Origin of the sequence: Dickeya oryzae (assembly GCF_020406815.2) — a bacterium.
Classification (GTDB): Bacteria; Pseudomonadota; Gammaproteobacteria; order Enterobacterales; family Enterobacteriaceae; genus Dickeya; species Dickeya oryzae.
In genome coordinates this window covers 3,042,886-3,064,051 of the sequence record NZ_CP162670.1, presented here as the reverse complement: position 1 = coordinate 3,064,051, position 21,166 = coordinate 3,042,886, and the positions used below count along the sequence as shown (strand labels likewise).

Annotated in this window: 10 protein-coding genes and 2 pseudogenes (1 of these 12 cut by a window edge); 5 read left to right on the top strand and 7 right to left on the bottom strand. The window is 57.0% G+C overall.

Annotated features, from left to right (window positions below; translation table 11 throughout):
- Positions 1-235: 235 nt before the first annotated feature.
- The 3 genes and pseudogenes from LF929_RS13435 to LF929_RS13425 all read right to left on the bottom strand — a co-directional run.
- Positions 236-849 (bottom strand): annotated as a pseudogene (locus tag LF929_RS13435) (IS3 family transposase); the annotation flags it as partial.
- A 69-nt stretch (positions 850-918) separates the two neighbouring features.
- Positions 919-1,545 carry a LysE family translocator gene (locus LF929_RS13430; RefSeq protein ID WP_210177069.1) on the bottom strand — a complete coding sequence of 209 codons (627 nt, stop codon included), beginning with the start codon at positions 1,543-1,545 and terminating at the stop codon, positions 919-921.
- A 211-nt stretch (positions 1,546-1,756) separates the two neighbouring features.
- A pseudogene (locus LF929_RS13425) lies at positions 1,757-2,013 on the bottom strand (DUF2000 family protein).
- A gap of 321 nt (positions 2,014-2,334) precedes the next feature.
- Between LF929_RS13425 and LF929_RS13420 the strand changes: the two are divergent.
- Entirely contained in the window at positions 2,335-2,823 is a 489-nt protein-coding gene (locus LF929_RS13420; protein ID WP_210175404.1) for an Lrp/AsnC family transcriptional regulator, read from the top strand.
- 111 nt (positions 2,824-2,934) lie between these two features.
- On the opposite strand, the gene LF929_RS13415 is transcribed toward LF929_RS13420, so the two are convergent.
- Complete coding sequence (locus LF929_RS13415) at positions 2,935-3,837, bottom strand: LysR family transcriptional regulator (RefSeq protein ID WP_226093134.1); 903 nt, start codon at positions 3,835-3,837, stop codon at positions 2,935-2,937.
- Between the two features lie 91 nt (positions 3,838-3,928).
- Here LF929_RS13415 and LF929_RS13410 point away from each other — a divergent pair, with 91 nt between their 5' ends.
- The 4 genes from LF929_RS13410 (at position 3,929) to LF929_RS13395 (ending at position 6,976) form a co-directional block, all read left to right on the top strand.
- Positions 3,929-4,945, top strand: a complete 1,017-nt coding sequence (locus LF929_RS13410) for an NADP-dependent oxidoreductase (protein ID WP_226093123.1) — start codon at positions 3,929-3,931, stop codon at positions 4,943-4,945.
- Between the two features lie 60 nt (positions 4,946-5,005).
- Positions 5,006-5,308, top strand: coding sequence for a putative quinol monooxygenase (locus LF929_RS13405; protein WP_038907515.1), 303 nt, complete (start codon positions 5,006-5,008; stop codon positions 5,306-5,308).
- Between the two features lie 560 nt (positions 5,309-5,868).
- Positions 5,869-6,435: a TetR/AcrR family transcriptional regulator gene (locus LF929_RS13400; RefSeq protein WP_226093124.1), complete on the top strand. Its 567-nt coding sequence runs from the start codon at positions 5,869-5,871 to the stop codon at positions 6,433-6,435.
- A 64-nt stretch (positions 6,436-6,499) separates the two neighbouring features.
- A complete protein-coding gene (locus LF929_RS13395; protein WP_016943792.1) occupies positions 6,500-6,976 on the top strand; it encodes a DUF1348 family protein in 477 nt (158 codons plus the stop codon).
- 114 nt (positions 6,977-7,090) lie between these two features.
- Here LF929_RS13395 and yajD read toward each other — a convergent pair whose 3' ends face one another.
- The 3 genes from yajD to LF929_RS13380 form a co-directional block, all read right to left on the bottom strand.
- A complete protein-coding gene (yajD, locus tag LF929_RS13390) occupies positions 7,091-7,438 on the bottom strand; it encodes an HNH nuclease YajD (protein WP_038903932.1) in 348 nt (115 codons plus the stop codon).
- A gap of 141 nt (positions 7,439-7,579) precedes the next feature.
- Positions 7,580-9,244: a cyclic peptide export ABC transporter gene (locus LF929_RS13385; RefSeq protein WP_210175408.1), complete on the bottom strand. Its 1,665-nt coding sequence runs from the start codon at positions 9,242-9,244 to the stop codon at positions 7,580-7,582.
- An 82-nt stretch (positions 9,245-9,326) separates the two neighbouring features.
- Positions 9,327-21,166, bottom strand: partial view of a non-ribosomal peptide synthase/polyketide synthase gene (locus LF929_RS13380; protein ID WP_368678944.1) — the end only. It continues 18,838 nt past the right edge of the window; 11,840 of the gene's 30,678 nt are visible here — the last part of the coding sequence; its start codon lies off the right edge, out of view; it ends in the stop codon at positions 9,327-9,329.

Genomic DNA, 21,166 nt, shown 5'->3' with positions numbered 1-21,166 from the left:
TTATAAACCTAAATGCCTGAAATCATTACCACTGTTAGCCCATTAAATCAATAGTGGAATTTTAACAATTAACTAATGCTCGTAGTTGTAATTTATTATTTATAATTGTAAGTGTCCCTGTAAACCGAGCCATTTATTTTTAGAGATCTTCCGATATGTCCGAGGAGATTGTTATGCGCAAGGCGCGATTCAGGGGAATGCTAAAAATCTGTATCCATTTCGGCGTTCAGTCCATATCTGCCAGGTAGAATCGCTGCCAGTCGTCACTGCCGTACTGGCTACCCTGATCGCTGTATACTATGACCTCGCTTTCTGGTTTACGCTTCAATACGGCCATCATCAGCGCATCCAGCGCCAGTTCACGCGAGAGGGGGACATCGGTATTACCACGGTAAATTCACGCTGCATACGATTCGGGGCGACAACGGAAGGTCTGCCTGCGATCTGGCGTGGCGCTTTATAGCCACGTACCGCTTTGATCCGGTTCAGTTGCATTGATGCGACCTACACGATTTTTACCGTAGGTTTGACCGATTTCGCTCAGATCACCATGGACTCGGCGATAGCCATATACGCCACCGCTCAGGGCGTACGAATCGCGGATGAGAGCCAGCAGGCGCTGGCTATCTTTATCGCGTGCACAGACCGGATTATGCAGCCATGCATAAAATCCGGCCCGGGCGGCATTCAATACCCGACACATCGTCATGACACCCCATACAGAACGGCGTTCATTGATAAAGCGGTACTTCAGTCGGGCTCCCTCGTAAAGTATCGCGCGGCCTTTTTCAGAGTGTCCCGTTTTTCTTCGGTACGCTTTAACTGTGCCCTGAGTTTCAGGATCTCACTTAAGACTACCCGATTATTTCCATTTTTATGGGATCCCAAATCTGTTAGTAGATGCTGGGGAATGGAACGCTAAAATGTCTTGATCACCATACCAAACGCAGCCAGCATCATAATCAATCCCGCCGACCGAAAAAGGAGCCGTTGTGCATTTGCACTGGTGAGGACGTGTCGTATTCTGAGTGCGGCGAGAATAAAGGCTGCTCCAACAGCCAGAAGGACGAATATGGTAATCGGCACCAACATTCCTCCCCATATTTGTAATGATACATTATCCAGGGAGATAACAAGAGGCAGTATTGCCAGATAGAAGGCGATGGTTTTAGGATTCCCAAGTGTAATAGTCAACCCTGAAAACCATGCAGATGCTAATTCTCGTTTGGTTGCTCTTTTGGCAATGTTTATTGCCTGAGGCTGGTAGCGCCAGAATTGCCATGCCAGCATACATAAATAGAGTGAAGCGGCCCAGTTAATCAGTGTGAAAAGAGATGTATAAGTATGTGCGATTACCGCCAGACCAAATACCGCAATAGACAAATAAATCAAATCCCCGAGAATTAATCCGGCCAGCATCGTAAAACCGGTTACTACACCACCACTTACGCTACGGGCGACTAATGCAGTCATTCCTGGTCCTGGGATTGCGGCAGCTAAACCGAGCGCAGCAATATAAGATATGATTTGAGCAGTTCCTAACATGATTTTTCCTGTCGAAATTAAATACGGGAAAGAAGATTATTTAAACTCGTTGTCCATAGATATTTGGGTGTGAGCAACAACGGCTCTTGCAAAGACCAGATCCTGAACGGCAAGCCCAACGGGCTTAAATAAGGTTTTTTGCAGCTTACGTGCTGTCGGGGGAATTTCTGACGTGAGCAATTGAGGCCACATTTTAATTATTGACGGTAAATTATTTGTAGAGTGGGAGATTTCCTGTCATTTTTGTTATTTTCTTTTTTGGGCCAATGAGTCCAGAACAGGAAGTGGGCTGTAAATAACACCAGGATAATTGACGTTGTCAAGACTTTGCATATCAGGACCAACAAGGTTTTCAATCATACGTCCAAAACTGACTCCAATGACGCTCGCTGCATTCATAGCAAGACCCGTTGGCAGATCTTTATCAATAATAATCGTACAGCGATGTTGGCTGGCATCAAATTTCATCTTTTATCCTCAATTATGTAGAAAATATTTCAATGAATACTGGGGAGGTCATTTAATACAGATAGCAAACCACTATTTGCTCTTTCGGCATCAATGGTTTCCAGGGATGACCAGCTCCATGGGCTCCTGAATGTAAACATGACTATATGCATCAACATATGATTCAGCGGTTCCCTTATGCTGTTTGTAATAATTTATCGAAGAAGTACATATATTATGCAGCAGCTCAATGGAAAATTGTTACCTATATTATTTACTTGTTCGTGATTTTTAGGTAAAGATTACCCTCTGGTGCTTAAAAAAAGAAAGGAGTTTTCCATTATGGCGCTTAGCCCGATAGATATGAAAATCCTCAAGCTGTTACAAGACGATGCGCGTGTAACTAACCAGGTACTGGCTGAAAAGATAGGCATGTCAGCGTCTCCTTGTTGGCGCAAAGTGCGCAAGCTTGAGGAAGATGGGGTGATTCAGGGCTACCGTGCTGTCCTTGACCGTAAAAAGATCGGTCTGGGCGTGATGGTTTTCATTCGGGTCTCGATTGATAGCCACAGTGAAGCGGAGGCAAAAAAATTCGAAGAAGAGGTCACTGCATTGGCAGATGTGGTTGCTTGCTATAGCATCGGTGGAGATGCAGACTTTTTGCTACAAGTTGTGGTATCTGATCTGGATTACTATGCTGATTTCGCCATGTCAGTTGTACGCCGCTTGCCGGGAATTAAAGAAATGCAGAGCATGTTTGTCCTTAAAGAAATCAAACCATTGGTTACTTATCCAATAAAAAAACTGCCCGAGAATGATCTTCCCCAGTAATAATGGATACCAGGTGTAAAAACCCTGCTTCAGCAGGTTCTCATACACCAGCAGACCATGCTCACGGTAACGCTCACAGTGCCGTATTTATTATCGCCGAAGGCAGGCAATTTAAGCGTATTTAAGCATATGGTCCAGAAAGGCACGTACCGCAGGATTTGAACGACGGCTTTCATGCCAGACCGCTGAAATATTGCGACGCTCCACAGCAAAATCTGAGAGTACAGGAACTAATTTTTTCTCCCTTACCAGAGCCGCGACCATAAAATCTGAAGCCATACCTATTCCGGCTCCGGCTGCAACTGCTGCGATGACCGCTTCGCTTGCATCAACAATCACTGTTGACGGCGGCACTATTTCAACCTCCCGCTCCCCGATGCGGAACGGCCAGCGAAAAAGTTGCCCTGTATTTTGGTAACGCAGATTAATCGTTTTATGCCCGATGAGGTCATTGGGGTGTGCCGGAAGGGGGCTATGGGCTAAATACTCAGGCGAGGCATAACAACCTATCTGATACGGCGGAAGACGACGTGATAGCAGATTGGAGTCCGCGAGATCACCCATCCGAATGGCAATATCAATATTCTCATCAACGATGCTTACCACCCGATCGCTCAAGCGTAAATCAATCGTCACTTTTGGATGACGCGCGCAAAATTCCGCAAGCACCGGAGCAATCATATGGATGCCCACCGGTAACGATGCCGCAATGCGCAACATCCCTGCAGGCTCGGCACGCGAGCGCTTCGCTATCTGCTCTATCTCCTCGGCATCCCGTAATAACTGCAAAGCTCGTTCATGCAGCTCACGCCCTTCGGCAGTCAATACGAGCGAACGTGTTGTTCGGGTGAATAAGGTGACACCGAGATGCTTCTCCAGCCGTTGAATACTTTTACTGATGGCTGAAGGAGAAACGGAAAGCGAGCGGGCAGCGGCAGTATAGCTACCCAAAGCGCCTGCGCGCGCGAATGCAATGAGACCCGTGAGTCTTTCAAAACCAATTTGTTCCTTCATGGCATAAGTAAAGCGAAATTCAGCCACATTATCAATCCCGGATATTGGTCGTATGCTCTGTCACCTGAGTACCTTTTAGAGCGAGATGGTAATGACTGAAATGATGAAAGCAGTACAGCTACATGCGTTTGGCGGGCCAGATAATCTGCTTTATGAAGACATATCCATGCCACGGGTGGGAAATGACGATGTTCTTGTCCATGTGCGGGCGGCCGGCCTTAATCCGCCAGACTGGTATCTGCGTGACGGTTATCGGGCATTGCCGCCGGAATGGTGGCCAAATCCCGCTTTCCCGCTCATTTTAGGTACTGACATATCCGGCGTTGTCGCAGCGGTCGGTAAAAATGTTACAGCGTTCAGCATCGGAGATGAGGTCTATTCGATGGTGCGCTTTCCTGAGAGGGTGATGGCGGGCAGTGGTGCCTATGCAGACTATGTCAGCGTTCCTTCATCAGAGCTGGCGCTGAAACCTCGGGGAATTGGACATGTTGAAGCCGCGGGTGCGCCGATGTCACTCCTCACGGCCTGGCAGTTTCTTGTCGAAACGGGGCATGATGCGCCGAATCCTTTCCAGCCTTTCCCTCATAAAGCGGTGCCATTGGCAGGTCGGACCGTATTGGTTAATGGGGCCGGTGGCGGCGTGGGACACCTTGCCGTGCAGCTTGCTCGTTGGAAAGGTGCGCGGGTGATTGCGGTGGCGTCTTCGCGCAATGAGACGCTATTACGCGACCTGGGTGCTGACGAATTTATCGACTACACCACAACAGCGGCCGAGAGAGCCGTAAAGAATGTTGATCTCGTTCTTGATGCAGTTGGTGGCGCCAATATGGATCGCTTTCTGCGCTGTATAAGACCAGGCGGTGCATTATTTCTCGTTAATCCTTTGGGTTTTTCCGCAAGGAGTGAGGCCGCCCAAAAAGATATTTTGGTGTCATCAACGCAAGTACGTTCCAGTGGTGCGCAATTATCTGAAGCTGGTCATCTTCTGGAAACCGGTATTATCCGGGTCGTCGTTGATAGCACTTATCCGTTAGCCATGGCATCTGCTGCCCATCGGCGTGCGGCAATGGGAAGTATTCAGGGCAAAATTGTGCTGACAAATTTTTGATAATCACTTTCCCGACCAGCCCTGTATGACGGTCGGGGAGTAACAGAAAAGGCAAAGAATATGCTCATCATTTCCGGTTATGTGGTGATTGACCCCTCTTACTTACAGCAGTTTATGGCTGATATAAAGTTACTTGCTCAAACCGTGCGAAAGCGTGAAGGAAACCTCGCGTATGACGTTGCAGTAGAGGATCCTCTGATGGCAAGAGTGCTCGTATCTGAACGTTGGCAAAATCAGGATGCACTGACTGCGCATCTTGCCGCGACCAACACCCAAGCGTTTATCACCCAATGGCAGGGACGCATGAAGGGAGATGTTCTGAAATATGACGCCTTTAACGAAAGAGGTCTTTTGGATGTGTAATGACAATGTGGTAACGATTGAATGTGTTGAGAGTAACCGTATTCTCATCGTAGGAAGCATAACATGTTAACTATTTAACGGGGCTTCTGTTTGCGTTTTCCAGAGCGTGATCATAAGTGCATCATCTTTCACAAAGATGGCCGGATAATCGTCGCGTCGTTTCAGGAAGAATTCGTAGCGATGCTGATCTCTTCCACAGGGTTGCTGCTCTGGGCAGCCCGTGTCGTTTGCTTCCGTTCAGGAAAGGGCTGACGTCATCCGGATCCGTGGGCCGGTTAAACTCACTGTGTTTTCAAGAATTCAGACCGCCTGATTTTTACAGGATTTTTTTAACCTGCCTCTCCCTAACGCGTCATCCATCCATCACGCTGAGATCGTACGGAATAACCCGCCGGATATCGGGTTTTCGTTCCGACACGCTACAGCGTTATACAATTTTTTTGCCAGATGTATGTTTTGTTTTTGATTTTAAAGCACTTTGTTAATTCCCCCCGCCGGGGGATAAAAAAGATTATCGACTAACACTTGATCGAGGAGAACGATCGTTCTACCATCATCCTATGAACAAAAACATGACTAACACACGAGAGAAGATTCTCGCGACCGCTGAACAGCTCATCTACCAGAACGGTATTCATGCCACCGGTATGGATCTTCTGGTGAAGACTTCAGGCGTGGCCCGGAAAAGTATTTATCGCCATTTCACGAACAAGGATGAAGTGGCTGCCGCGGCGCTGAGTGCGCGTGATGTGCGCTGGATGGAGTGGTTCAGGACGGAATGCGACAAGGCGGATACGCCGCAGGCGCGCATCCTGAATATGTTCACTGTGCTTAAAGGCTGGTTCGAGTCAGAGGGATATCGCGGATGCGCGTTTATCAACACGGCAGGCGAAGTGGGGGATCCTTCTGATCCGGTTCGTCAAATAGCCAAGCTGCACAAACAGAAACTACTGGATTACGTGCTTGAGCTTACCGGGCAACTGGATACAGGGCAGCCGTTACCTCTGGCCCGGCAGCTACTGATACTGATTGAAGGCGCTATCACCATGTCGCGTGTTATGGGCGATTACAGCGCCGCCGATGATGCAAGAGATGTCGCTCAGCTATTACTGAAACCGATCCCGTAACAGGGGTCTGAGCTCCAACGATGAAACACTCACTGAAATATCCAATTATCCTGGAGGCACCACCATGTCCGATTCACAAATCCGTCCACCACTGCCGCCGTTCACCCGCGAGTCAGCAATTGAAAAAGTAAGGCTTGCTGAAGATGGCTGGAACACCCGCGATGCCGATAAAGTGTCGCTCGCTTACTCTCTGGACACCAAATGGCGCAACCGCGCAGAGTTTGCCAATAATCGTGAAGAGGCCAGGGGTTTCCTCGAACGCAAGTGGAAAAAAGAGTTGGAGTACCGTCTTATCAAGGAGCTGTGGGCCTTCGACGGTGACCGCATTGCTGTCCGGTACGCTTACGAGTGGCGCGATGACTCCGGTAACTGGTTCCGTTCTTACGGCAACGAAAACTGGGAATTTGGTGAAGACGGGCTGATGCATCATCGCTACGCATGTATCAATGACATGCCTATCAAAGAAAGTGAGCGCAAGTTCCACTGGCCTCTGGGACGTCGTCCGGATGACCATCCGGGTTTATCTGAGCTGGGCCTGTAACTTTCCCTGTTCCCCTCATTGGGTGCCCGGCTACTGTGTCCTTGCCGGGCTTGTCTCATCGGTGTGATGTTCGTTTGTCGAATGCCTCAGTGTGTAAAGCGGACGTTGCTGTCACTACTTCTTCTTATTAAGCATCGATTTGAGGTCGGCAAAGGGATTATAGGTGGCTGCGCCAACATCTTTTTGCGCGTCTTCCCCCGCCACAACGGTTGTACCGTACTGCTCGGCTTCCGTGTACTTCGAGTGTTCGTGGTCATGGCAATACAAACATAACAACTCCCAGTTGCTGCCATCTTCAGGGTTATTGGTGTGGTCGTGATCGATATGGTGAACCGTTAATTCGCGTAGGTTTGAATAAACGAACTCCCGTGAGCAACGTCCACACACCCATGGATAGATTTTTAGTGCTTTCTCACGGTAACCGCTTTCCAGCCGCGCGTAGTTTTTGGGGATTAAAGCCATTGCCGATGCTGCCTGTTGTAAAGGGATAATTTTATAATATATCCCATGTAGAAAATAGAAAGAGACTGTTCGTCGTCATTCGTGTTTCGAATCACGATATGGGTATTGCGCGGCTAAATGCACGCAATACCCGCCATCGCCTCAATCAGCCGATGTCCCGCTCGCCGATGCGGGTGCCCCTGTGGCCAGTTGACCGTCATCAAACCGGAGCAACTGATCGGCCAGATGAAAGTAACGGTCATCATGGGTGATCACAATCACCAGTTTATTCTGCGCTTTCAGGCGGGGAATGATCTCGGTGTAAAACAGCCGACGGAATCTGGGGTCCTGATCCGCCGCCCATTCGTCAAAGACACAGATTGGTGTGTTTTCACAGTAGGACATGATCAGCGCCAGGCGTTTTTTCTGCCCGGAGGAGAGGTTTGTCGAGGACAGCTGACCGTGGGAGACGATCACTTTATTGTTCAGTTCCAGGTCAGTCAGATGGCGTTGGATCATGGCATCATCACCGGGGTTACCCCATTCATCCAGAACGTGATCGAACAGGAAGAAATCCGCGAAAATCGTGGAGAATGCCTGCTGGTATTCGGTAAGCGGGATGGTGTCAGACACGATGTCATCATCCAGACTGATCTGGCCCTGATCCGGCTGGTACAAGCCGACCAGCAGTTTTGCAAACGTCGATTTACCGCTACCGTTGCCGCCGGTCAGAAAGACTGCTTCTCCGCGCCGGAACTGTGCATCGATCGGGCCGATACCAAAGCGGTACTGATCCCCGGCATCTGCCTGATAGTGAAAGGTGAGCTGGCGGACGTTAAGCGTCTGCCATGCCAGCCGTTCTGAGAGCGAATGGTGGCTTGATGGCGCCATGTCGGCCTCGTCCCGGGCCAGCGGCAGCCCTTCGACGTTACGGTAGGAGACGGTAAATTCGCTGAAATGGGATAATGAACTGACGACGTTTTCCACCGGGTCGATCATATACAGGATCACCAGCGCGAAGCCGACGACCGAGTCGGTCGGGATGTCTTTGAAATACAGGCTGGAGCCGAATACCACCAGACCAACCAGAAAAAAAATCAACGTCGAGCCAATACTGTTCAGCATCGTAAAGATTAACGATACCCGGACACTGAGATGGCGGATATCGCGGTAATTGGTTTTCAGAACCCGTTCATAAATGAAGTGACGCCGTCTGGCATTAATGCTCAGCTCCTGACTGCCGTCGACCATCATCTGCATGCCCTGAAACAGCGCATCTTCATAGTGGCGCAGGTGCTTGAAATGGTGCAGCCCATAACGAAGGAAGACGCTGGCGATCAGTCCGAGCAGGATGATAAGCGCCGTTGAAACCAGAAACAGGCGTCCGGAGAGATAACTCATGTAACTCAGACAGAGCACCACCGTGATCAGGCTGTAGATGAACTCCGGCAGGATCAGCAGGCCTTCCGACAGCTTGGCCGCGTCGGTTTTCAGCGCGGCCAGAATGCGGTGCCCGCCGATGCGTTCAATGATGGCATAAGGCGTTGACAGCAGACGGCGGGTGAGTGAGTCCCTGAATTCATAAACGACGCGGGCCCCCAGCCTGGCCAGCAGATAGCGGGACATCAGGCCGAACAGCAATACCGCCGAAACCGCCAGTAAAAACCAGACAAAAGGTGTGACGCTGGCAGCGGACTGGCTGGTCATGGCACCGATCTGCAGGGTAATGATCTTTAGCATGCCAATACCAGACAGCGCGCTGATAGCACTCAGCACTGTGGCCAGCAGAACCTGCCATTTGAAACGGACAACGATAAGTTTGAACATCCGTTTTTCCTGTTTTCCCTTGTTATTCAGTATAAAACCGCCGGTTGTGACAACCGGCGGGGATGAACGACAGCACGGTGGCTTATTGCCGCTGTACCCAGTCGGCAATAAACGTCACGTGTGGCATTTTCAGCAACTGGACATGGTTACCGGAGCCGCGCTGAAGCGGTATGGCTGGGATCAGCGTCTGCCAGCCGGTCATCCGGCCGACGTCTGCGTCCTCGGCCAGAATCAGTGACGGCGTGACCACCGGCAGCGACGTCGGCTGGTATCCGGTGCGCAGGTTGGCGGCAAAAACCCGGAAGATAGCCGTCAGATCCTGTACCCGGCTACTGGCCGACATCACACCACGCTCGACCAGGCGTTGATGCAGGCACACCAGTCGCTGCGGTTGCGTCAATGTCGCCAGCTCAGGCTCCGTCAGTGCCAGTGCCGTACCTTGCATTTCAAACAGCGCGATCAGCCGCATGCATACCTGCAGGTCCGGGTACTCTTTCGCTGCCTGAGGCGCTCTGGAGTCCACCAGCGTCAGCGATGCCACCGGCGTGCCTTCCTGCTCCAGCCGTCGCGCCAGCTCCAGTGCACTCCAGCCACCGAACGAATGGCCCAGCAGATGGAGTGGCCCATTGAGCGGCTGCGCCTTCAGCGCCGCCAGATAATACTGGGCGGCAGCCTCGACCGAACTGTGGGGTGTGGTGCCTTCCAGCAAGCCCTGCGGCTGCAGGCCCCATACCTGCCAGTCATCCGGCATGGCGGCAGTCAGCGCCATAAAACTCATGACGTTATCACCAGCACCGGGAATGCAGACCAGCACGGGCCCGGCCTGTCGGCCTGCCTGTAACGTTATCACCGGCGTCTGAGTATGCTGCATGGCTGTCGGCTCTGGCAGCCTGCGGGCCTGAATCGCCCGGGATATCTGCTGACCGACCGTGCCGACATGAGCCTCGGTAAACAGGCTCATATGATCACCGGGCACCGGGGTCACCCGGATCGAGGACGGCGGTAAGATGTGGTCCCAGTGCAGGTACGGCTCTGCTCGTGCCAGACTGTCACGGGCAGCCAGCAGGTCAACCTGAACCGGCAACGGCTGTGGCCGGTACTCGGCATTCAGCAGATCCTGACGGTGTTGCAGCCAGCGGCAGAAATACGTCGGCGTCCAGTCAGAGGGGATGACGCCCTGCTGACAGGCCAGTGCATGGTAATCCTGCCATTGCCGACAGGTTGCCAGCGCCGCGGTTGGCAGCGGTTCACCCCGCAGTGTCAGGACATCCTGAATCAGCGCCTGACTCATCTGCTCCAGCGTCTCTGCCGTATTCGATACTGATTCGACTGGTGGTAACGCCCAGGTATCCAGCAGCCCCAGGAATTCAACCGACTGGTTCAGTCCAATCAACTGCGCGGCAATTTCATACGCCAGCGTGCCGCCCAGCGACCAGCCCAGCAGGCGATACGGCCCCTGCGGTTGCACTTCGCGGATAATGCCGACATAACGGGCTGCCGCCCCCTGCAACGTTGTGAAGCTCGGCAGATGGCGATCCGGCCCCAGCAGGCCGTACACCGGAATATCCGCATCAATCGCTGCCGCCAGTTGCGGGCCGTAAAGCAGTTCGCCGGTTGCCTCTGGCACCACGAACAAGGGACGTTGCGACCCGGATGAACGCAACGCTACCCAGGCCTTGCGTTGTGTTTCTGCTGTGCCGAGCGCGGCTGCCAGCTCAAACAGGCGAGGGGATTCAAACAGGGTGGACAGGGAAAGCGTGAGTCCACGCCTGTGTATTTCACTCACCAGTTTCACCGCCAGTAATGAATGGCCGCCGAGTTCAAAGAAATGATCCTGGCGACCAACACGCTCAACCCCCAGCAGCGTCTGCCACAGCTCCGCCAGCATCTGCTCCATGGCACTACGTGGGGCTTCAAAGATCTGGTGGATAAAGGCGCTGTCATCCGGTTCCGGCAGGGCTTTTTGGTCAATCTTGCCATTGGCCGTCAGCGGCAGGGCGTCAACAGACACATAGACCGCCGGGGTCATGTAAGCAGGCAACTGCCCGGCGATGTGATCACGTAGCGCCTGCACGTCAGCGTCGCCAACATACCAGGCCACCAGACGCGGCTCACCATCCTGACCGGGGCGCGCCAGCACCACCGTATCCGTGACCTGCGCGTGACTACGCACCGCCGCTTCGATCTCACCCAGCTCGATACGGAAACCGCGTATTTTGACCTGATGATCGTTACGGCCCAGATAGTCGAGGGTGCCGTCAGCATTCCAGCGAGCCAGATCGCCAGAGCGGTACATTCGTGCACCGGTTTGTGCCGCGAACGGATCGTCAAGGAACCGTTCTGCGGTCAGTTCTGGCCGGTTCAGGTAACCGCGCGCGACACCGGCCCCGGCGACATACAGCTCGCCGATCACCCCGATTGGCACCGGCTGTTGCTGTGCATCCAGCAGGTAGGTGCGTAAATCCGGCAGGCGACGTCCGATCGGGCTGGCGGTGGACGCAACATCCGCAGGCTGCAACGGCTGCCAGGTGACATGTACCGTGGTTTCGGTAATGCCGTACATATTGATGAGCTGTGTGCGGTGATTGGCTGCTCGTGCATACCACGGTGCCAGGCTCGATGGATTCAGCGCTTCGCCGCCAAAAATCACATAACGCAATGCGTGATGCCCGGCGTTGTCGGCCTGCGCTGCCATCAACTGCCGGAACGCGCTCGGCGTCTGGTTGAGAACCGTGACTTCTTGCTCACAAAGCAACTGATAGAAGGCCTGCGGCGAACGGCTGACCAGATACGGCACCACTACCAGACGACCGCCATTGAGCAGCGCCCCCCAGATTTCCCAGACGGAAAAGTCAAAGGCGTAGGAGTGGAACAGTGTCCAGACATCCCCGGCACCGAACTGGAACAGCGGTTGCGAGGCGCGCAACAGCCGCACGACATGGTGATGTTCCACCAGCACGCCTTTCGGCAGCCCGGTGGAGCCGGAGGTATAGATGACATAGGCCAGATGACGCGGCGTCAGGTCCACTGCCGCCGGGTTGATATTATCAGCAGAGCAGGTAGCCCACGGTTGCGCTGGATCATCCAGCTCAATCACCGGGCTGTCAGTCGGCACGCTGGCACGCAGCGTGGTGGTGGTGATCAACGCGACTGGCTCACTGTCACGCAGAATATAGTGCAACCGTTCTTCCGGATAGCTCGGATCGAGCGGGACATAGGCCCCACCGGCTTTTAGCGTTGCCAGCAGCGCCACCACCAGCTCGATGCTGCGCTCCAGTGCAATCGCTACCCGGTCATCCGGCCTGACACCCTGCTCAATCAGCCAGTGCGCCAGCTGATTGGCACGGTGGTTCAGTTCGTTATAGCGTAGTGATTCGCCGTCAAAGACCACGGCAACAGCGTCCGGCTGCCGGGCGGCCTGCTGCTCGAACCATTGATGAATGCAGATATCCGCCGGGAAGTGGGTCTCAATGTCATTGAAGCCGTACAGTACCTGCTGGCGTTCGGCGTCCGGCAGCACCGTCAGGGCATGCACCGGTTGCGTTGGTGCCTGCGCCAGTGCGTCAGCCAGTGTCGTCAGGGTGAGTAGCATCATTTCACCGACACGTGCCGCACCGATACCCTCTGCAACCTGAATATCCAGACTGAAGCCCGCCGTGCCCTGATCGTTCACCGATACGTTGACCGGGTAGTTGGTGCGCTCCTGACTGCACAGCACGTCGATGCCATCCAGCTCTGTTTGTACCGCCGTCTGCTCGCTGCCGCCGTTATAGCGGTAGTTGAGCAGACTGGTGAATAGCGGGCTCTGGGTACCGACGCCGCTGCATTGCTGGACATCGGCCAGCGAGGCATGTTCAAAACGCAGCAGTCCGGCCAGGCCATCGTGCGTCTGGCGCAGTGCCTGTTCAACACTGACCTGACCCAGCGACAGGCGCAACGGCAGGGTGTTCAGGAACATGCCCAGCACCCTGTCAGCACCGTCACCACCGGCCATACGACCAAACAGCACCGTGCCGAACACGACGTTATCCTGCCCGGTAGTGGCCTGCACCACACGGCCCCAGGCGAGATGGAACAGGCTGGTAACGCTGATACCGCGCTGTTGTGACAGTGTTCGCAGCCGTTGCCCCAGGGTGTCTGACAGTACCAGATGATGTTCGTCGATGTGCTGGCCGTTACCCTGGCTATCCCGCAGCCCGAACGGCGCGCAGGGTTCGTCAATATCGCCGAGCTGTGCCCGGAAATAATCCTGCTGCGCCGATTGTTGTGCTGGTATAGCCGTTTGTTGACGGGCGAGGGCGACAAATTGCCGGAACGGCAGCGGGACCGGTAACTGGTCGGCCTTGCCTTCAAGGTGCGCCTGCACCTCTTCCAGCAGCAGCTCCAGCGTGGTGTGGTCCATGCACAAATGGTGGTGCAGCAGGCACAGCAGCCAGCGGTTATTGGCCGGGTCGGCGACCTGATAACTCTGGATCATCGGTGCTTGCGCGACATTCATCTGCAACTGCGCCGGGGTAAAACGCTGTTGCAGGGCGTCGGCGACATCGTTGGACTGGATAACCAGCGTTTCCACCGGCATCACGGCCTCGCGCCAGACCACCTGCACCGCCTCGTCCAGCCCTTCCCAGACGATGCCGGTACGCAGAATGTCGTGACGCTGAATGACGGCCTGCAAGGCGGCAATGAAATGATCCAGCCTGTCCTTTTCAGCAAAACTCAGGATGGAGCGGGTGATGTAGGCATCCCCCACCGGTTGCAGCAGATGGTGGAACAGAATGCCGGTCTGCAACGGTGCCAGTGGGTAGATGTCCTGCACGTTGCGCACACCGCCCGGCACGGTGGCCACCACGGTATCGATCTGTGCCTGCGTCAGGGTAACCAGTGGCAGCATGGCCGGGGTGATGTGGGTGCTGTCGGCATGGATAAGGTTGGCCGGTACTGCCATTGTGGTGTCGCTGCCCGTCAGTGTGGTCGCCAGTGCGGCCAGCGTTGGTTGCCTGAACAGGTCGCTGACGGCGAGCGTATACCCCGCCCGGCGCAGGCGTTCGATAAGCTTAATCGCCAGCAGCGAATGACCACCGAGTTCAAAGAAGTGATCCTGCCGCCCGACGCGCTCAAGCCCCAGCAACTCCTGCCATATCGTGGCAATCGCCTGCTCGGTTGCGGTTTGCGGTGCCTCGTAGTCGGTGTGGACAAAGGCGCTGTCATCCGGGGCCGGTAAGGCGTTGCGATCGACTTTACCGTTCGGCGTCAGCGGCAGTGCCAGCATCTGTACACAGGCTGCCGGTACCATATGGGCAGGCAGCCGCCCGGCGAGATGGCGGCGCAGGACGTGCGCCTCGGCGTCACCGACATACCAGACGATCAGCCGCGGTTGGCCGTTATGATCCGCTCGCGCCAGCACCACGGCTTCGGTGACGTGAGGGCAGCCGAGTGCGCAGGACTCGATTTCACCCGGCTCGATACGAAAACCGCGGATCTTGACCTGACTGTCGTTACGGCCGAGGTATTCCAGCGTCCCGTCAGTCTGCCAGCGGCCCAGATCGCCGGTGCGGTACATCCGTGCATCCGACTCGTGAGCAAACGGATCATTCAGAAAACGCTCAGTCGTCAGATCGGGGCGGTTCAGATAGCCGCGCGCGACACCAACGCCACCGATATAAATCTCACCGGTGACACCGACGGGTACCAACTGACCGTGACTGTCCAGCAGATAGATTTTGGTGTTTTCAACCGGGTAGCCGATCGGTGGCTGACCGGCATAAGGCTGATGCAGGGCAAAGGTGCTGGCCCAGATGGTGGCTTCGGTCGGACCATAGGCGTTGTAGACTGCCCGGCCAGCACACCAGGGCGCAATCGCTTCACGGCTGATGGCGTCCCCGGCGGTCACCAGCACGGCCAGATCCGGCAGCGCCTGTGCCGGGTTGAGGCTGGAGAGTGCCGCCGGTGGCAATGTGGCATGGCTGATACGCTGTTGCTGCATAAACTGCGTCAACGTCTCACCCAGCAGTCGGCCCCGAGGCAGGTACAGCGCTGCCCCAGAGCACAATGCCATCACGATATCGAACAGACTGGCATCGAAACTGAGGGAACTGAACTGGAGTACGCGGCTGCCTGCCCCTGCGTTAAACAGACGAATTTGTGCCTGCGACAGATTACACAGGCCCCGGTGCTCGACCAGCACCCCTTTGGGCAGCCCGGTGGAGCCGGAGGTGTAAATCACATAGGCCAGATGATGCGGCGTCAGGCCCACCGCCGCCGGGCTGATGTTGTCAGCCGGGCAGGTGGCCCACGGTTGTATCGGCGTATCCAGTGCAATCACCGGGCAGTCGGCGGCTATCCGGCTATTCAGCGTGGTAGTGGTGATCAGCACCACTGGTGCGCTGTCGGCCAGCATGTACTGCAGGCGCTCCGTTGGGTAGGCCGGGTCGAGCGGGACATAGGCCCCACCGGCTTTCAGCGTTGCCAGCAGCGCCACCACCAGCTCGACGCTGCGTTCCAGCGCAATCGCCACCCGGTCATCCGGTCTGACACCCTGTTCAATCAGCCAGTACGCCAGCTGATTCGCCCGGCGGTTCAGCTCGCCATAGCGCAGTGATTCGCCGTCAAAGACCACGGCGACGGCGTCCGGCTGGCGGGCGGCCTGCTGCTCAAACAGTTGATGGATGCAGAGCTCCGCCGGGAAGTCTGCCGCCGTGTCATTAAAGTCATGCAGCACTTGCTGGCGTTCGGCGTCCGGCAGTACCGTCAGGCGATGCATCGGTTGTGCCGGTGCCTGCGCCAGCGCGTCAGCCAGTGCCGTCAGGGTGAGCAGCATCATTTCACCGACACGCGCCGCACCGATACCCTCTGCAACCTGAATATCCAGACTGAAGCCCGCCGTACCCTGATCGTTCACCGATACGTTGACCGGGTAGTTGGTGCGCTCCTGACTGAATAGCACGTCGATGCCATCCAGCTCTGTCTGTGTATCCGTCTGTTCGCTGCCGCCGTTATAGCGGTAGTTAAGCAGGCTGGTGAACAGCGGGCTCTGAGCGTCAACGCCGCTGCATTGCTGGACGTCGGCCAGCGAGGCGTGCTCATGAGCCAGCAGTCCGGCCAGGCTGTCGTGCGTCTGGCGCAGTGCCTGTTCAACACTGACCTGACCCAGCGACAGGCGCAACGGCAGGGTGTTCAGGAACATGCCCAGCACCCGGTCAGCGCCGTCACCACCGGCCATACGGCCAAACAGCACGGTGCCGAACACAACATTGTCCTGCCCGGTGGTAGCCTGCACCACACGGCCCCAGGCGAGATGGAACAGGCTGGTGACACTGATGCCACGCTGCTGTGACAGTGCCCGCAGCCGTTGCCCCAGGGCGTCTGGCAGTGGCAGATGGTGTTCATCCATGTGCTGACCGCTGCCCTGAACATCGAGCAGACCGAACGGCGCACAGGGCGCGTCAATATCCCCGAGTTGTGCCCGGAAATAGTCCTGCTGAGCCTGCGCATCCGTTTGTTGACGGGCGAGGGCGACGAACTGCCGGAACGGCAGCGGGGCCGGTAGCTGGTCGGCGCGGCCCTGCAGGTGTGCCTGCACCTCTTCGAGCAGCAGCTCCAGCGTGGTGTGGTCCATGCACAGGTGGTGATGCAGCAGGCACAGCAGCCAGCGGTTATTGGCCGGGTCGGCAGCCTGATAACTCTGGATCATCGGGGCCTGAGTGATGTTCATCTGCAACTGCGCCGGAGTAAAGCGCTGCTGCAGGGCGTCGGCGACATCGTCGGACTCGATAACCAGCGTTTCCACCGGCATCACGGCCTCGCGCCAGACCACCTGTACGGCGTCGTCCAGCCCTTCCCAGACAATCGCTGTGCGCAGAATGTCGTGACGCTGAATGACTGCCTGTAAGGCGACAATGAAATGATCCAGCCCGTCCTTTTCGGCAAAACTCAGGATGGAGTAGGTGATATAGGCATCCCCCACCGGCTGCAGCAGATGGTGGAACAGAATGCCGTTCTGTAACGGTGCCAGCGGATAGATATCCTGCACATTACGGGCACCGCCCGGCACGGTCGCCACCACGGTATCGATCTGTGCCTGCGTCAGGGTAACCAGTGGCAGCATGGCCGGGGTGATGTGGGTGCTGTCGGCATGGATCCGGTTGGCCGGTACTGTCATGGTGGTGTCGCTGCCCGTCAGCGTAGCTGCCAGTACGGCCAGTGTCGGCTGCCTGAACAGGTCGCTGACGGCGAGCGTATACCCCGCCTGTCGTAAGCGTTCGATCAGTTTAATTGCCATCAGCGAATGACCACCGAGTTCGAAGAAGTGATCCTGCCGTCCGACACGTTCAATGCCCAGCAGGTCCTGCCATATCGTGGCAATCGCCTGTTCAGTGGCGGTTTTCGGAGCCTCATAATCGTGGCGGCCAAAGGCGCTGTCATCCGGGGCAGGCAGGGCCTTGCGGTCCACCTTGCCGTTTTGTGTCAGCGGGATCCGGTCCAGCCGCACGTAGGCTGATGGCACCATATGCGCGGGCAGGCGCTGCGCCAGTTGTGCTTTCAGCGCCTCAACGGTGAGTGCCTTATCCGACAGGGTGTAATAGGCCACCAGTCGCTGATCGCCGGTTGCGGTGCGCTGTGCCACCACCACCGCCTCGCGTACACCGGCACAGCCCTGCACTGCCGATTCAACCTCACCGGGTTCAATACGGAAGCCACGGATCTTGACCTGCTCGTCATTACGGCCCAGATAGTCGATAGTGCCGTCGGCATGCCAGCAGCCCACATCGCCTGTCTTGTACATCCGCGCATTCGGTGCAGTCGAGAACGGATCGGCCAGGAAGCGCCCGGCGGTGAGCTCGGGGCGGTTCAGGTAACCGCGTGCCACACCGGTGCCACCGATATAAATCTCACCGGCAACACCCAGCGGCACCGGCTGGCGGTTCGCATCCAGCAGGTAAACCCGGCGGTTGGCCATCGGGCGGCCGATATGTGGCCGGGCGGTTTGCCCGGTGATGCACGTATGGGTGCTGTCCACGGTACATTCGGTCGGGCCGTAGACATTATGGCATGTGATGCCTTCCAGTGAGGCCAGCACCTGCCATTGCGCGGCACCGATGGCTTCACCGCCAAGCAGGACCGTGCGCAGTGACGGTGGTAACGGCCCGGCGGTCATCAGCAGCGCCAGTTGTGACGGTGTGCAGTCAAAGACCTCCAGCGCCTGCTGTGTCATCCACTCGCGTAGTTGCTCACCGTTCTGGCGTACCGCGTCGGGCACAATCACCAGCATGCGGCCCGAAGCCAGTTGCACCAGTTGCTGTACCGAGGCATCAAAGGACGGTGAGGCATTGAGGCTGACGCGTTGCAACGCGGCGTCATGGTAAACCGCCTGTTCCAGCCCGGCCCAGAGGTTGACCACGCTGCCGTGTTCGACTTGTACCCCTTTGGGTTGCCCGGTGGAGCCGGAGGTGTAGATGACATAGGCCAGATGACGGGGCGTCAGGCCCACCGCCGCCGGGCTGATGTTGTCGGCCGGGCAGGTGGCCCACGGCCGGGCCGGGGTATCCAGCTCAATCACCGTGACGTCAGTAGCGATGGTTGAGCGGAGCGCGGTGGTGGTGATTAACACTGTTGGTGCGCTGTCGGCCAGCATGTACTGCAGGCGCTCCGTCGGGTAGGCCGGGTCGAGCGGGACATAGGCCCCACCGGCTTTCAGCGTCGCCAGCAGCGCCACCACCAGCTCGATGCTGCGCGCCAGCGCTATCGCCACCCGGTCATCCGGCCTGACACCCTGTTCAATCAGCCAGTGTGCCAGTTGGTTGGCTTGTTCATTCAGTTCGCCATAGCTCAGTGATTCGCCGTCAAAGATCACGGCGATGGCGTCCGGCTGCCGGGCGGCCTGCTGTTCAAACAGTTGATGGATGCAGATATCCGCCGGGCAGTCTGTCGCCGTGTCATTAAAGTCATGCAGCACCTGCTGACGTTCGGCGTCCGGCAGCAGCGCTATCTGCGCCACCGGCTGATGGCGGTCGGCCACCATGGCGCGCAGCAGTGTCTGCCAGTAGGTCAGGAAGCGCCGGATGGTGTGGGCGTCAAACAGCGCCGTGGCGTAGTTCAGTTGGCCGCTCAGGCCGCTGTCGACCTCGGTGATGTCCAGACTCAGGTCAAACTGGGCGGTGTCGTGGTCCGGTGTCAGCGGCGTCAGCGTCAGCCCGTCCAGCGCCAGTGTGGCGGACGGGGTGTTCTGGACACCGAACACCACCTGGAAGAGCGGGCTGTGGGCCAGACTGCGTGCGGGGGCGACGGCTTCGACAATCTGCTCGAACGGCAGGTCCTGATGGGCCTGCGCGGCAATCACCGTCTCCCTGACCCGGGCCAGCAGGGTGGCGGTATCGACTGGCCCGGACAAATCGATGCGCAGCGGCTGGGTGTTGACGAACATGCCAATCAGCCCCTCCAGCTCGGTGCGGGTACGCCCGGCAACCGGGGTGCCGATAACGATATCGTCCTGCCCGGCGAGGCGGCCCAGCAGGGCGGCCCAGGCTGCCAGCAGGGTCATGAACAGCGTGGTGCCGTGACGGCGGCCCAGCGCGTGCAGCGCGTCGGTCAGCTCGTGCTCCAGCGTAAACGCGATGGTGGCACCGTCGTAACGCTGTGTTGGCGGGCGCGGGTGGTCGGTGGGCAGGGTCAGGCAGTCCGGCGCGCCGCGAAGGTGGTCGACCCAGTACTGTTGCTGACGCTGCAGGACCTCGCCCTGCAGATGTTGGCGCTGCCAGGCAGCGTAGTCGCCATAACGGATGCGCAGGGGCGGCAGCGGGTCGGACTGACCGGCGTTAAAGGCGGCGTACAGGGTACTGAGTTCGCTGATAAACAGGCTGACCGACCAGCCATCGGCAATGAGGTGGTGCAGCGCCAGCCGCAGCAGGTGGGTCTGCGTATCCACACGGAGCAACTGCCCCTGCACCAGCGGGCCGGTGCGCAGGTCAAACACCGGGGTGAACAGCGGCAGGTCGTCGCCGGGTGCCACGGTGATTATCGCCAGCGGGAACGGTCGCAGACCGGCGGGTTCGATGACCTGAACCGCGTCGCCCTCTACCGGCTCAAAGCGGGTGCGCAGGGGCGCATGGCGGGCCATGATGCGGTCCAGCGCCCGGGTCAGCGCGGAGACGTTCAGTGGCCCCTGCAACTGCACCGCGCCCTGAATCACATAGGCGGCGCTGGCGGCCGGGTCGAGCTGGGTCAGGAACCAGAGGCGCTGCTGAGCCAGTGATAGCGGCGGGGTGACGTCATCGGGCAGCGGTGTGATGGCCGACAGGGTCTGTGGGGCGGCCTCGTGTAGTACCGCGGCCAGCGCCTGCAGCGTCGGGTGGGCAAACAGCTGTGCCAGCGGCAGTTCACGGTTAAGTTCGGAGCGGATATGGGAGACCAGCCGCACCGCCAGCAGGGAATGACCACCGAGCTCGAAGAAATGGTCCTGCCGCCCGACGCGTTCCATGCCGAGCAGGCGCTGCCAGATGGCGGCCAGTGCCTGTTCGGTCTCGCCCAGCGGGGCTTCGTAGGTGGTGCGGACAAAGGCGCTGTCATCCGGGGCGGGCAGGGCCTTGCGGTCTACCTTGCCGTTGGGTGTCAGCGGGATCCGATCCAGACGCATATACGCTGATGGCACCATATAGCCCGGCAGACGCTGCGCCAGTTCCTGTTTCAGTGCCTCAACGGTGAGTGCTTCATTCGACAGGGTGTAATAGGCCACCAGTCGGTGATCACCCGTTGCGGTACGCTGTGCTACCACCACCGCTTCGCGCACACCGGCGCAGTCTTGCAATACCGATTCAACCTCACCGGGTTCAATACGAAAACCGCGGATTTTGACCTGAAAATCATTACGACCCAGATATTCAATACCACCGTCGGCCAGCCAGCGACCCAGATCACCGGTGCGATACA